Origin of the sequence: Thalassoglobus sp. JC818, assembly GCF_040717535.1 — a bacterium.
GTDB lineage: Bacteria > Planctomycetota > Planctomycetia > Planctomycetales > Planctomycetaceae > Thalassoglobus.
Genome location: NZ_JBFEFI010000008.1, coordinates 137,707 through 152,025, shown reverse-complemented (window position 1 = coordinate 152,025; position 14,319 = coordinate 137,707). Strand labels below are relative to the sequence as shown.

Here is a 14,319-nt window from a genome sequence, read left to right as displayed (position 1 = left end):
AACCATCTGATGATTCGTCCGTCTGACACTCGGAGCGTCCTTGTGTTTGGTTCTGTATGGTCGACACGAGCAGCGAAGTCTTCGTCGAAAGTGGCCTGCCCGTTGTGTGCAGAGTGAAAATGTGAATGTCCACAACGTCATAAGTGTGCTGCTTGAAGTTGTTGAAGAGGGGAATTCCGTTGCCAAGCGAATGGCTCAGTGAAGAGCACACGACTGCGTATCTCGAAATCAAAGATGAAGTTCCCCAACGGGCAGCTGGAGAATCGACGTTGTTGGCGGAACTGCCGACGACGTCGAAGCGGATTCTCGATCTTGGTTGTGGAGATGGCCACTTGCTGAATTTGGTTCTTCAGCATTGCCCAAACGCAGTTGGTGTCGGCCTCGATTTTTCGCCAGCGATGTTGCGTCGCGCGAGAGAGCTATGGGACGGGAACGAACGCGTTCAGTTCGTTGAGCATGACTTGGGACAACCTTTGGGTGAGCTGGGAACGTTCGACGCGGTCGTTTCAAGCTTTGCGATTCACCACTGTTCACATCGACGGAAACGTGAACTTTATCAGGAAGTCTTCGAACATCTCGATCCGGGTGGTGTGTTCTGTAACCTTGAGCATGTTGCGTCTCCCAACGACAACGTGCATGCAGCTTTCATGAAAGCCATCAGTGCCATCGAGACCGGGGAAGATCCGTCGAATCAGCTACTCGATGTGGAAACACAATTGCAGTGGTTGAGAAATATTGGGTTTGAAGATGTGGATTGCTATTGGAAGTGGCGCGAACTGGCATTGCTGATTGGACGACGGCCGAAGTCGCAAGCAGAGCACGACTCACCTGCAGATGCTCCTGTTAAGCAGGTCATTGTGATGCGGCATGATCTGAAAATGAGGAGAGGCAAACAGATCGCGCAGGGAGCCCACGCTTCAATGTCGTTTCTCGCAAATCCGCTCCGTCAGAAAGAAGCAGTTTCGCTCAACGAGTTGACGAACGACCAGCAAGGGTGGTTAAAGTCTCGCTTCGCCAAGATCTGTTGTCGCGTCAACAGCGAAGAAGAATTGATGGAAATCCACGACGCAGCTGTTGAAGCTGGCTTGGAAGTTCACTTGATCGTTGATAGCGGAAAGACCGAGTTTCACGGTCAACCGACGAAAACCTGCCTCGCAATTGGCCCGGATCGGTCCGACAAAATCGACGCAATCACCGGGCATCTGGAACTGCTCTAAATGTGAGAGTTTTAGAAAGCTGTAGCGAGACCTTGTTATGAGTTCTTCTTGCGAGCTTGTTTCTTCTTGTAACGGTCCATTTCGCGCTCGGAGAGAAAGCGAATCGAACAACCGATCGGCACTGTTTCGACGACTTCCTGACGATCACCTTTCAAAGCTGCTTCGATCGCGTCTTTGACGTAGTGCTTCGATGTCTGATCTGCATTGGTGTCATCGTCGAAGGCGCCCATGTAGACGATCTGCCGGTCTTTGTTCAGGACGAAGAATTCTGGAGTGCGGGAAGCTCCATAGGCTCTGGCAATCTGCTGTGTTTCATCGAACAGGTAGGGAAACGGAAAGCTCTTTTCTTTCGCGCGAACTTTCATCGCGTCGAGCAGATCGGCGTCGACCAGATTAACGTTGATCGCGACGACCTGTACATTTTTGTCCGATGCTTTGTAGTGCTCGGTCAGGTGAATCAGGCGATCTTCGTAGTCGACTGCGTAAGGACAACTGTTGCATGTGAAAGCGACGACAAGAACGTTGGCGTCTTTGAAGTCCGAGAAGGCGAGCGGATCACCGTTGGCATTCGGGAGTGATTCCCATTCAGGAGCGGGATCGAGATAGCTTTTGACTTCGTTAAACTCTCCGGCGATCGATTGCGATTCGATCCCACTTGTCAGCCAGAAACAGAGCAGGGCAGCGATCAAAAGTCCGTATCTCATGATTGAGTTTTCTCACTGATGTTGAAGAGGATCCGACGCTCGACGAGCTTTGGCTCGAATTCTCGGCATGCCGACGATCTGAATTCGATGATTCTTACAGGTGTGAATGATCTCGAATTCTAATCTCGCTCGCAATGAATGTTCGATTGTCGTGCTTGAAGTTCTCTCATTGTGTGCATGCGAGTCGGGAAATCAACGACAATATTCTTCGCAGACTCGAGTCAATCGGTTGGATCTGCGTGAGATGAATCGACACCTGTTGCCTCGAACGTCCGTCGCATTGCGAGAGAAACGCGCCTGTTGCTGTGAATCAGGCAGCCGAACGAATATCTTCGCGTTAAGAGTCACTCGAAATTCGATTCCGACTCCTGTTCTTTTTACTCACTTGTTCCCACCCGAGGTCGTTCTATGTTCAGAGTTCATTCCGGCCGATCGAACTGGTTCACAGGTCTGAAGCTTGTGGCTGTTTTGATGTCCGTTGCTTCGGTGACGAGTATTGGTGTTGTTGGTACAGCGGAAGATTCAGCGACGGCTTCCTCTCTTCCGAGAAGCACTCCGGAATCTCAGGGGGTCTCTTCGAAAGGTGTTTTGGAGTTCATCGAAACGGCCGACCGGGAAGTCGACTCGATGCACAGCTTCATGCTTGTCCGCAATGGGTATGTTGTTGCTGAAGCATGGTGGGCACCGGAGTCGCCAGACAAACCGCACGTTTTGTGGTCACTCAGCAAGAGTTTCACTTCGACGGCAATCGGTCTCGCGGTCGAGGAAGGAAGACTGTCAATCAACGATCCGGTGCTTGATTTCTTTCCCGAGTCAGCGCCTGAGGAGCCGTCTTCGAACTTGAAAGCGATGCGGGTTCGAGATCTATTGTCCATGTCGGCGGGGCATCAGGACGAAGTCAACCTTCGCAACGAATCTGACTGGATCAAAGCATTCCTCGCCCATCCTGTCCCACATAAGCCGGGAACACACTTTCGGTACAATACACCGGCCACGTTTATGTTGTCTGCCATTCTGCAGAAAGTGACTGGCGAGACTGTTGTTGAGTATCTGCGGCCTCGGTTGTTTGAGCCACTGGGAATTCAATTCCCTCAGTGGGATGCCAATCCGCAAGGCATTTCCATTGGGGGTTACGGGCTGTACCTTCGGACGGAAGACATTGCCAAGTTCGGACAACTCTATCTGCAGCGCGGAAAGTGGAACGGCGAACAATTGATTCCGGAAGAGTGGATCGCGGAAGCAACTTCGAAACAGGTTTCTAATGGCAGCAATCCCGCCAGCGACTGGGATCAGGGATATGGGTTTCAGTTCTGGAGATGTCGAAACGATGCCTTTCGAGGCGACGGAAAAGATGGTCAGTTTTGTATCGTCATTCCTGAGTACAACGCGGTAGTTGCCATCACGGCCAATACTCGCAACATGCAGTCTGAACTCAACATCGTGTGGGACAAGCTTCTGCCTGCGATGTCGAATTCTCCATTGGCGGCAGATGAAGCAGCACTCGATGAACTCAACGAGACGATCTCTTCGTTGAAAGCCAAACGTTAGAGCAACTTGCTCTTTCCTGTGCACTCGCTCGCCCTGTCTCATAAGTGAAAAGGCTGTGCTTGCTCGTGCGAGATCGTGCACACAAAATCATAAAATGCTGGATAACGAATTGCTGTTGAGTGAAGTTTCAACAGGGCGAGTGTCACACAGCACTCGTCCTGTTTTCTTGTGCGGATCAACTCTTGAGGTGTGACTATTCTTGAATTCTTTACGGAAGGTTCACAAATGAGACCTAGTCTGATCGAACTGTAGTTTCTAATCTCGAAACGAATTCGATCGGCGAGCCAGAAAAATGAATCAAGACGGTTCCGAGCAACCAGAACCGATACGCCGCAAGAAGCGCAAGAAAAAGAAGCGATCGAGGAAACAAGCTGGGACATTCGAGCTGATCGTCGCAGATTTCTTCGCGAAGTTTTCGTTCCTGCTGAAACCGTTAGCAGTCGCAGCCTTCGCAGCCCTTTTCATCTTTTGCATCATGCTTGTAATGCAAGTCGGGTTTCAACCGTTCGCTTGGCGAAGCCAGGTCCAGTACGAAGGTCGGACGACTCGCAAGTGGCTGGAGTTGGAACGAGAAGGGAAAGCACGCAAGGCCGAAGTGCTCTTCGACGGAAAACGTTACATCTCACCGGACAGAGTGATTGGGCTCGACTGGGAAGCTGTTCCGGACATTTTTGACGGCATCACCGACGATCGGACGCGAACGCTTTCGCTCGCCATTCTCAAAGTTTACAAGTCCGCACCCGGGGCTCCGGTCACCTCTGACTTGTTGAACGGTTACAAGAGTGAAGATGCTCGTGTTCGGCTGTGGGCTGTCAAGCTGTCGGAACGCATCGAGGATGCTTCGGACATCTCACGAGCAACCTCGCGACTGGAGGACTTGAAAAAAGATCCCGACGAGGATGTTCAACTGGCTGTTGAAGAGACACTTCAAATTCTGGCTGCGAAAACGCAGTAACTCTTCATTAGCATTTGACGAAGTGCTACAGGGGCAAAGTGTTATTGCTCTTTTGGGTTGTGCCAAATGGAATTCAGTTCCCAGATTTGCAGCGACACGAGGCGTGCGGTTCCTTCTTTGGAATAGAGAGTGACGCCGTCGCTTGCTTCGCTTGGGAAGATGCGATCGGTGATTGTGATCTCTCCGTCATTCGCGAAAAGTTCGACTGATGATGTGTCAACGAAAATGTGAAGTTGAACGCGGCCGTTTTTGATCGAGATGGGGGCAGCGTGCCGACCGGGAAACGCAGGATGGAATTCGACTTCTCCGCTCTGTGTTCGATCAACGAAAACCTCCGACGCTTGTGGACGAACTCCGATCACGGTCCGTTCATCAGGCCCTTCGCAGACACGAAGTCCAAACTCTTCTGCATCGCCCACTTCGAATTCCGCGATGATTTCCCTTTGTCGACTGTTGAGAGAGTCGAGCGGAACTGCTTGATCTCCGTTAATGGCCACGTTGGTCAATTGCTTTTCTTGGCCGCGGAGTTTCTCGAGTTCTTGCACTGGACGCTGAATGAGCCGAAGAGAGCCGTCGACTTCGCGAAGTGACAGTGCTCGTGGAATCGACATGCTGCTTCGCCAGGGGCTCGTCGGGACGAGGGCGGTTTCCCAGTTGTTCATCCAACCGATCCAGATTCTTCGGCCGTCTTCGGAAGGAATATTGTCCCACGAAATGGGGGCGTAAAAGTCTCTGCCGAAGTCAACCCATTGCGACTCTTTCGAATCCGCCTGAAATGTTGTGCCGTCGAATTCGCCGACGAAGTATTCGCCTCCCGACCCGCCTGCGATGGAACCGCCTCCGATGTCTGCTTCCAGTACCCAGCCTGTTTCTCCGGGCTTACCTTCGATGGGGAGTTCAAACACGTCCGGACATTCCCAGTTCGGTTTGGTGTCGACGCCTGCAGGACCGAACTCACTTAGCAGCGTCCAGTCTTTCAGATTCGGAGATCCGTAGAACTGAATAATTTTCTTAGCAGCTAACGAGACAACCATGACCCAGCGATTGGTCGGTGAGTGCCAGAAAACCTTGGGGTCTCTGAAGTGAGCCTCGTCGAGATCGAGAACCGGGTTTTTAGAATACTTGGTCCAATGGCGTCCGTTGTCGAGGCTGTAAGCGAGATCTTGAGTCTGTTTCCCGTGGCCGTTACCTGTGTAGATGGCAACCATTGGCGGGTTCTCGAGTGTTCCGAATCCGCTGGTGTTGTTGGAGTCGACGACAGCGCTGCCGGAGAAAATCATCGTCCCGTATTCTTCGTGAAGGGCGATCGGAAGATGCTCCCAGTGACACAAGTCGCGACTGACAGCATGCCCCCAACTCATGTGTCCCCAGCCGTTTCCGTGTGGATTGTGCTGATAGAACAAATGGTATTCGCCGTCGTGATAGACGAGCCCGTTGGGGTCGTTCATCCAGTTGAGTTCGGGAGTGAAGTGAAACTGTGGACGGAATTGTTCGCGGTAGTACCAGGGAGTGCGGCGGTACTGGTCGAGTCGAACTTGACCGGGATTGATGCGTGGCTGGCTGGTCAAGAGGACGTGATCGAGGTTGATGTGTCCCCAGTCTCCTGTGGCTTGGTCGAAGATGCGAAGCTTTGCTTTCTTCCCTTTCAGCTCTGAGACATCCCAGGTTCGCCACTCCATGACTCCAGAATGATTGCCAGTCGCCGAGCGGACTGCTTCATCGTCGATGATCAGTTCCGCTCCGGTTTTTCCCGGATGTCGCCCACCTGAAATCAGGAACACGATGAACTGGTCTGAGATGACGAATTCTGGAGAGATCAACTCACCTTGTGCTGGGTCTCCTCCGTGGAACGAGTTGAGAAATCGCCGTCCCTTGTATCCTTCAACACTGAGTGTTTTACCGACGACTGGTGTTTCGCCAAAGGCAGCGCCTTCCACGGACCACGCACCGAATCCGTCACCTTCGAAGTCGAAGAGGGTTTCGGCTGCCAGCAGATTTGACTGACCCAAAACAATGAAGAGCAAGAGGGCGGGTGCGAGCAAGTTCAGAAACGATCTCATTCGGTAAGATTCCTGCAAAGCTGTTGTGACGCAAATGACTGAAGGCGAAGCCTGCTTAGTCAATCAGTGCAAACGTATCAGTTCATGACAGATACGTCACTCGTTCAGTCGCGGGAAACCTCTGAATGGAAGTTGTGACCGGCAATCGAAGTGGCAACTTCAGGGAGGTCGGAGTCGGGACATTGAGTCCTTCGTTCTGCCATGAGGAATTTCCGCTGAGCTCGTCGGAAGTTGGCCGGGTTGGTGTCTTCGTCGCTGGTTGCGAACGATTTGTCTGGGATGTATTCTTCGACTCAAGACTGTACCGATAAAGATCGAGTGAAAAACACTCAACAAATTCTTCGGACAACGTCATCACGCGATGATTTTGTTCCGAATTGCGAAATTGTTCTCATCGGGTTTGTGACCGTATCTGGATAAAGGGAGACGAAATGGACCACATCAATGGTTCGCTGGGGCGAAAACTGAATATGGCTCTCGTCGGTGGAGGACAAGGTTCTTTCATCGGACGTGTTCACAACGTGGCCGCCATTCTCGATAACCGTGCTCAACTCGTCGCAGGTGCACTTTCGTCGAATCCTGAGCGAGCCAAGTCCTCGGCTCCGTTTTACGATATCGATCCGTCACGTGCGTACGGTTCGTATCAGGAACTGGTCGACACTGAAGCTGGGCTGCCGGATGGAGAGCGAATCGATTTCGTCACTGTGGCAACTCCGAATCACACGCACTTTGAGATCGCGAAAGCAGCGGTCGAAAAGGGTTTCAATGTGGTTTGCGATAAGCCGATGACATTCGATCTCGAACAGGCGGAGGAACTCGTCAAGCTTGTTGAGAAGTCCGGAGTCGTCTTCGCGCTGACACACAATTACACCGGGTATCCGCTCGTTCGACAGGCTCGGGAAATGATTCTCGCCGGAGAGCTGGGAGACATTCAGGCGATTCGCAGCAACTACATTCAAGGTTGGTTGCGAACACGTCTCGAGAACGAAGATCAGAAACAGGCATCGTGGCGTTCGGACCCTGCCAAGTCAGGGGCGGCTGGTGGTTTCGGAGATATCGGAACCCATGCTTACAACCTCGCACGATACATGACCGGATTGCTTCCGGAAGAAGTTTCGTGTCACCTGAAGTCCTTCGAAGAAGGGCGAGTTCTCGATGACTACGGACACGCTGTGATTCGCATGGAGAATGGTGGACTCGGGACTGTGACTGCCAGCCAGATTTCACACGGCCGCGAGAACGATCTGTTCATCGAAATCGACGGAACCAAAGGGGCGCTGTCGTGGCGACAAGAAGACCCGAACCAGATGATGGTGCGTCGCAACGGCGAACCGTGGCAGATTTACACTCGCAACCCGAACGCTCCTTTCATCGGAGAACTGGCTGCGGCATCGTGTCGTCTTCCCGGTGGGCATCCTGAAGCCTTCTTCGAAGCCTTCGCCAACGTCTATCGCTTCGCTTATGACGACATGATCAAGCGAGCGGCTGGGGACTCCTTCGAAACAAAAGACACCATCTACCCGAACGTTTACGACGGTGTTGAAGGAATGTATTTCATTCAACAGTGTGTCCAGAGCAGCAAAGAAAATGGAGCCTGGTTGCCGCTGAAGCATCCGCTCGCTCGACGTTAAGTCGTCAACGTTTTTCTTCAGGAATTGTACGGTTTGGTTCAGCGATTCGTTGAGCCAAACCGACTCGGCGAGTTGTCGGGAACGAGCAACGTGCTCAAAAAATGGATTGAAAGTCAACGCCTCAGGTGAAGGAGAAATACCATGGCCGAGTCCTCACAAACGTCCACCGAGCAGTCTTCGTCTTCAGAGACTGGACAGCAGCAGGTTCGCATCGAGCTGGACGACACAAACGTTGAAGCCCTGTACGCGAATCTCTGTCGCGTTTCGAGCACTCCGGAAGAAGTGATTCTCGATTTGGCTGTGAATCCAAATCCGATGGCGACCGGCAGCCAGAAACTGAAAGTCACTCAGCGCGTTATTCTGAACCACTACACAGCGAAGCGATTGGCTGCTTTGTTGACTGCGACGGTTCAACGCCATGAACAAGCTTTCGGACGACTCGAAGTCGACGTACGCAAGCGACTTGTCTCCGCTGAGACCACTTAGACATCGAAGACGCACACCCGAAATCGTGTTCGTGCGACTTCAGACGAAGTGAGTGTTCGGAGAGACAAGCCGTATCGCCGGTTTCAGAGATCACATCTGTAAGTATTCGAGTTCATGGAACCCGGACGCCTTTTTCGTGATTGACGAAACCGATGGACGGCATTTTGAGGACGTTGCGAGAGGAATGAGGTCATCCCATGGATGCCAATGGAGGTTCTCCTCCAGATGATGAGGAGTCAGAACGAGATCGATCGGATGAGAAGGATTCCGGCAGGAATCCTTCCGATCCTCTTCCAGACCCGGCTTCTTTTCCCCAGCCAATTCAGGCTCAGGTTCAACATCAGAATCTGAGCGCACGCGTTCCCAGTCGGGTCGGAGAAGGGGTTTTCGCAAACGGAGTGATGGTTCTTACGGGGCAGACTGAGGTTGTTCTCGATTTCGTGTTGAGAATGGGAGAGCAACAGCGAATCGTCTCACGATGTGTACTTCCGTATCTGGTTGCTCGTCAGTTTTTGATGGCGCTCCGAAGCAACGTCGAAAACTATGAGCAGCGGTTTGGCGAACTTCCCCAGCTTCCGGTTCCAAAGTCCGATCCTTCAACCGGTCCCGTCTCTGAAGAGAGAGAGGCTGAAGGCTCGCAGGCCGGTGGCGGCAACAATCCACCGCATTCCGGTTTGGGGAGCCCAGGGCATCCGGAAAATGGAAATCAAAGTCCCGCAGTCCCGCGAATCGAAGATGTTTATGACGAGTTGAAGGCTGATGATCAGGTCTATGCTGGCCATTACTCCAACGCGGTCTTGATCCGACACACTGGAACAGAATTCTGCCTCGATTTCATTACCAATTTGTTCCCTCGCTCAACGGTGACATCTCGAATTTTTCTGGCAGCACCTCACATTCGACCTCTCGTGGGATCGTTGCAGCGTGCTTTGCAACTTCCGGGAAGCAGTGAGGAGATGACATAATGTGTTGTCGGGAAGCATGAGTATTTGTCGTCGAATGAGCATGAGACCGCGCCGGAATCTTGCTCAGTGATGGCTGTGTAATTTTGACCACAAGTGACAACCTATGCACGCAGTGATTCTTGGTGCCGGTACGGTCGGAAGATCGATCGCGGATTTGCTTGTTCAGCAGGATGTAAACGTTTGCATCGTTGATGAACAACGCGACGTGCTGAATCGTGTTGAAGAACAGCTTGATGTTCAAACTGTGCTGGGGTCCGCGTGCGAGTCGATTCCGTTGTTTCAGGCGGGGGTTCAGAACGCCGAGATTTGTCTGGCAGTGACGAGCCGCGACGAAGTGAATCTTGTCGGGGCGAGCTTGTCCAAAGTGATGGGGGCGAAGACGACCGTCGCTCGCGTCTTCAACCCTGCATATCGTGATTTCAGTACCTTCGATTATCAGCGGCATTTCGGAATCGATCGGCTTCTCAGTCTCGAAAAACTGACTGCTCTGGAACTTGCGAAGGGCTTGCGAGCACCGGGATTGTTTGCAGTCGAAAGTTTCGCACGTGGTGGAGTGGAAGTGTTGGAGGTCGGAGTTGATCAGCGGTCTGCCGCGGTTGGACGATCGATTCGGGATTTGAATCTGCCAGCGACAGTTCGCATTGGATTGCTCGTCGGTAACAAGGGGCCTTCAGTTCCGACAGCTGATGAGGTCATTCAGCCGGGTGACCGTGTGACGCTGATCGGCAAGTCGACGGCGCTCGAAGATGTGAAGAGTCAATTCGAGGCGCGGACTCATCGAACGATGTCGGTGATTATCGCCGGGGGTGGAGAGATCGGTTTTCATCTGGCGAAGCTCCTCGACAGTCGACGCTATCGCGTGGTCGTCCTCGAAGCGGATCAGGAACGCTGTCAGTTGTTAGGAAGTCGACTCGAGTCGGTGACGGTTCTGGCGGGAGATGCGACGAATCAGAATGAACTCGAAGAAGCACGAGTCAGTTCGGTCGATGTTTTCGTGGCTGCAATGGGGCGAGACGAAGACAATATCATTTGTGGGGCAGAAGCGAAAGAGCTGGGAGCATCACGCATCATCAGCATTGTGCGCCGACCGGATTATGTGAACGTGCTTGAGAAGATCGGGATCGATCTCGCTGTCAGCCCAAGAGAAGTGATGGCCGGCGAGATCGTCGGAATGATCCAGACGGGGCCAATTGCGAGGCAAAGTTCGATCGCTGGCGGAGCGGCTCAGGTTTGGGAAGTTGAAGTGCGAGAAGGAGCACCGTGCACGGCGGGGGCACTTCGCGACTTGCAGATCAAAGATTGCCTGATCGCAGCGATCGTCCGCGAAGAGTACGTTGAGGTGGCTTCCGGGGATGATCAGTTGCGGGTCGGTGACTCGGTCGTCGTGATTGTTCAGAAAGGTCAAGAAGCTGCAGCGCTAAAATGGTTTGCAGCGAATGGCCAAGGCTCGCGAAGCTAAGCACACTCGTCGGCATATTGGTTTTGAGCAAACTGAAAGCGATAGAGCTTTATGGTGATGGAGTGCCGGCGTTTTTGGACTCTTTCCAGAGTGCAATTTCCCTCTCGATGTTCACTGGTAGAACGACGATGGGAGGGCTTGGCGATGGAGATTGAATGGCTTGAAGGACTCGCTGGTTGAGCTTTTCGAGTTCGGTTCGGACGAAATCTTCATTGGCCAGCGATTTGATTTCGTTCAAGGTCTGTTCGATGTCACGTCGAGCTTCAATCAGTGGGGGAACAATGCTGAGCTGTTCCCGCTTGAGTTTGTCTTTCAGCCACCAGTCCGAGTCGAGAGCCTTTTCGATACCCGGAATCGGTTTTCCCTGTCCGTGGAGGTTGTCGAATTCGCCTTCGTTCTGGGCGTCTTGAATTCGTTGTTCGATAAACCCTTCCCACGACTCATGAGCAGATTTGCGTTCTCCCATTGTTCTTCTCCGTCCAACAGGGTGCTGTGTCCATTGAGCGATTCGGGAATAGCTCTCAATCGATGATCGTGTGACGTCCACAACTTCGAAAGTGATCACACGATGAGCTGCCAATTGTTACTCAGAATACTTCTCTAAGTACTCGGACATCTTGAGCTTCTTTTGGGTGCTTTCGCTGGTCATGTAGCGAATCTTCCCGAAGATGGGACGCTCCGGACCCCACGCGCGATCGTATCTTCCCAACACCCAGAAAATCCCTGAATAGCTGTTGGGGTTGCGCCCATCGACCGCGTATTTGTTGTTGAGTTCGATCATGACTTTCAAAGCGTCTTGCGGCGTCGTCGACCATTGAAAGATTTTCTTGCCCCACAGCATGCGTAGATAGTTGTGCAGTCTACCGTCACGGACGAGTTGTCGCTGGGCAGCGTTCCAGATTTCGTCGTGAGTTTCAGCCCGTTCAAATTCTTCGAGACTATAGGTGTGAGGGCGGTCGTCCTCAGCATGTTCTTCGATCGTTTCTTTCGCCCAGTCAGGGAGCGATTCGTACTGATCGTAATCGCTGCGATGTGCACACATGTTGTACCCGAGTTCTCTCCATGTGATCAGTTCGTCGAGGAAGCTCTCTGACGAGGAAGACATTCCCCACCAGCCCTCGCGCGAGCCTGAAGTCTTTTTTGAGAGTTGATCGGTCGACCAGTCTTCGTGGTCCGCAATTCTTTGGAAGACTGTGTGAGACGAAATGTGACCGAAGTGGATATACGGAGAGAGGCCGCTGCTGGCGTCTTCGTCGGGATGGTTTCGGCCATCGCCGTATCGATCCAGTCGATCCTTCATGAACTGGTCGAGGACATCGTCTGCTGCATTGCGACCGCCATCGAAAGCGGCCGGACCGACTGAGTGGTCGATTGGAAGATCGGACAATGCTTTGCTTGTTGCTTTTAAAAGATCTGCCGAAGCAGCGGGCCACTTCTTTAAAATCTTCTTCGGGACGGGAACGGAATCCGGAAGGCCATTAGTTTTAATGGAATCGACTTCGGGAAACTCGTCCAGGTGAGGTCGTAACGACTTTTGCAGGAAGCGGCGAAACGAATGAGCCGTTTTGAAGACTTCGTTCGTGGACCTCATGGGGAAGAGTCCATTGGAGTCGACCGCTTCGAGCTTCACCTCGAGTTTGCGAGAAACGAGTCGCAGCATGGTCGGGATGAAAAATGACGGAAAGTCATCCGTCACGACAACCGCAGAATTTTCGGCGAGTGTTGTCAGCAGGTGTCGTCCGTCGTTTTGCGTCGGTTCGACATACGGGTAATACGTGACGCCAGCGTCTTCGAAGTCCTTCTTTTGATCAGCCATGCCCTGAAGAACGAAACGATGAATCCTGTCGCTGGCCCAGCGATAATTGACTCGAAGCGCCTCGAAGACGATCAAAGGTTTGTCGAGCAAATTCGCCCATTCGACGGCACGTTGGAGAGAGAAGTTCGACTTTGATCTCCGGTTGGCAATCATCCAGTAGAGAACATAGTCACCCTTTTCTCGAACCTCTTCTTCATTCAGTGTTCGGATTCGAGCTGTCGGAACATCACTCATGAGACGACGTTTGTTTCGTGAAAGTGTTGAGCAAGGACATCCTGCCGGAATTGGAAGATTCGCCGCAGATCACTGTTGACCAGTCTTTCATGCAAGAATCGAGGTCCCGGAACTTGATAGTACACGATATCCGAAACTTGTGTTCCACCATCTTTGGAGATGAACGTGTGTTCGTGGACCCATTTTCGATAGGGGCCGCGAAGCTGTTCGTCGACGAACGAGTACGGAGGGTTCCATTCCGCGATTCTCGTTCGCCAGCGAATCGGAATCCTTCGCAAAGCAAGTCGATAGTCGATCAGCGCACCCTCTCGCATCTGAATTGGTCGAGGCGTCACAATGCGGAAATTCAACCAGGGAGGGGTGATCGCTTCCAGATTCTCTGCGTCCGAAAAGAACTGAAACACGTCTTCGATTGGAGCGTCGATGAACTGCTCGCAGGAGAGTTGCCAATCTGATCCGTCGAAATTGATGTCGATGCGATCTGCCATGGGATTCAAACTGATTTCATGTTATGAGAATGTCGAACTGAAACCGGAGATCAGTCCAACCTGCAACATGTTAGACGCGTGAGCGATTCCGTCGAACTCACATTTGAAACCTGCCTGAGCAGCAGCTGACAATGCGAGGAGGTCACTTCGCAAACAGAAAACTGAGATTGCAGAAATGAGAACAGCGGCGGCGAGATGACTCGCCGCCGCTGTCTTGATTTTCGAGGTTGTCTCAACAACTCAGTCTTGATGGGCTATTCGTGACGCATCGCAGCTGATGCCTTAAGGTTGACACTCGTCAGATAGCGGAAGAAGTAGCCGACGTCGGTGTAGGGGACACTGACTCCAACAACGATGAGATCTCGTGTTGAGGCATTCAAGCATTCGTTGTTCGGATTTGGATTCCCTGTGTAAGGTGTAATTGTCACAGTGACCTGATTGGTTGTCAGAGTCGCTCCAACCGTGTTGCGGACTTGGTCAATCACCGCAGTTTTCACATCGGCGGTCGACACTCCCTTGATGATCGCTTGACGACTTCCTTCACGTGCAGCATTCGTAATCAGGTTGGAGACCATGAAGGCACGACCGAACTCGATCACCCCGAAAGTGACGCTGAGCAGGATCGGCATCATGACCGCAGTTTCGACAATTGCGGCTCCCAACCGAGATTTTTTCTGATTGCTGTTTCGAAGTTGACGTCGCATGAGATCACTCGAGGTTAGATGTGAGGGGATCGTTGAAGGTGATCAGAACGTT

13 protein-coding genes are annotated in these 14,319 nt (G+C 52.3%); 7 read left to right on the top strand and 6 right to left on the bottom strand.

The features are described 5' to 3' along the window. The first annotated feature begins 179 nt into the window (after window positions 1–179). A complete protein-coding gene (gene pth2, locus AB1L42_RS20100; protein WP_367060463.1) occupies window positions 180–1,217 on the top strand; it encodes an aminoacyl-tRNA hydrolase in 1,038 nt (345 codons plus the stop codon). A 35-nt stretch (window positions 1,218–1,252) separates the two neighbouring features. Here pth2 and AB1L42_RS20095 read toward each other — a convergent pair whose 3' ends face one another. Beyond that, window positions 1,253–1,921 (bottom strand): thioredoxin family protein, encoded by a 669-nt coding sequence (locus tag AB1L42_RS20095; RefSeq protein ID WP_367060460.1) that lies wholly within the window; start codon window positions 1,919–1,921, stop codon window positions 1,253–1,255. A 408-nt stretch (window positions 1,922–2,329) separates the two neighbouring features. Here AB1L42_RS20095 and AB1L42_RS20090 point away from each other — a divergent pair, with 408 nt between their 5' ends. After that, entirely contained in the window at window positions 2,330–3,469 is a 1,140-nt protein-coding gene (locus AB1L42_RS20090; RefSeq protein ID WP_367060457.1) for a serine hydrolase, read from the top strand. A gap of 292 nt (window positions 3,470–3,761) precedes the next feature. Next, on the top strand, window positions 3,762–4,424 hold the full coding sequence (locus tag AB1L42_RS20085) for a hypothetical protein (RefSeq protein ID WP_367060454.1): 663 nt from the start codon (window positions 3,762–3,764) through the stop codon (window positions 4,422–4,424). Window positions 4,425–4,465: 41 nt separating this feature from the next. Here the strand turns inward: AB1L42_RS20085 and AB1L42_RS20080 are convergent, their stop codons facing one another. Continuing rightward, window positions 4,466–6,484, bottom strand: coding sequence for a glycoside hydrolase family 32 protein (locus AB1L42_RS20080; protein WP_367060451.1), 2,019 nt, complete (start codon window positions 6,482–6,484; stop codon window positions 4,466–4,468). Between the two features lie 431 nt (window positions 6,485–6,915). Between AB1L42_RS20080 and AB1L42_RS20075 the strand changes: the two genes are divergently transcribed. The 4 genes from AB1L42_RS20075 (at window position 6,916) to trkA (ending at window position 11,025) form a co-directional block, all read left to right on the top strand. Further along, window positions 6,916–8,115, top strand: a complete 1,200-nt coding sequence (locus AB1L42_RS20075) for a Gfo/Idh/MocA family oxidoreductase (RefSeq protein WP_367060448.1) — start codon at window positions 6,916–6,918, stop codon at window positions 8,113–8,115. A 141-nt stretch (window positions 8,116–8,256) separates the two neighbouring features. Further along, window positions 8,257–8,601, top strand: coding sequence for a DUF3467 domain-containing protein (locus AB1L42_RS20070; protein WP_367060445.1), 345 nt, complete (start codon window positions 8,257–8,259; stop codon window positions 8,599–8,601). A gap of 197 nt (window positions 8,602–8,798) precedes the next feature. Further along, a complete protein-coding gene (locus tag AB1L42_RS20065) occupies window positions 8,799–9,566 on the top strand; it encodes a DUF3467 domain-containing protein (protein WP_367060442.1) in 768 nt (255 codons plus the stop codon). A 103-nt stretch (window positions 9,567–9,669) separates the two neighbouring features. After that, window positions 9,670–11,025: a Trk system potassium transporter TrkA gene (gene trkA / locus AB1L42_RS20060; RefSeq protein WP_367060439.1), complete on the top strand. Its 1,356-nt coding sequence runs from the start codon at window positions 9,670–9,672 to the stop codon at window positions 11,023–11,025. Window positions 11,026–11,074: 49 nt separating this feature from the next. Here trkA and AB1L42_RS20055 read toward each other — a convergent pair whose 3' ends face one another. The 4 genes from AB1L42_RS20055 to AB1L42_RS20040 form a co-directional block, all read right to left on the bottom strand. Beyond that, a complete protein-coding gene (locus AB1L42_RS20055; protein WP_367060436.1) occupies window positions 11,075–11,491 on the bottom strand; it encodes a DUF1992 domain-containing protein in 417 nt (138 codons plus the stop codon). A 117-nt stretch (window positions 11,492–11,608) separates the two neighbouring features. Further along, window positions 11,609–13,075, bottom strand: a complete 1,467-nt coding sequence (locus AB1L42_RS20050) for a deoxyribodipyrimidine photolyase (RefSeq protein WP_367060433.1) — start codon at window positions 13,073–13,075, stop codon at window positions 11,609–11,611. Continuing rightward, window positions 13,072–13,563 (bottom strand): SRPBCC family protein, encoded by a 492-nt coding sequence (locus AB1L42_RS20045; protein WP_367060430.1) that lies wholly within the window; start codon window positions 13,561–13,563, stop codon window positions 13,072–13,074. The genes AB1L42_RS20050 and AB1L42_RS20045 overlap by 4 nt, the downstream gene beginning before the upstream one ends. A 254-nt stretch (window positions 13,564–13,817) precedes the next feature. Continuing rightward, a complete protein-coding gene (locus AB1L42_RS20040; protein WP_367060427.1) occupies window positions 13,818–14,267 on the bottom strand; it encodes a TadE/TadG family type IV pilus assembly protein in 450 nt (149 codons plus the stop codon). Window positions 14,268–14,319 lie beyond the last annotated feature (52 nt).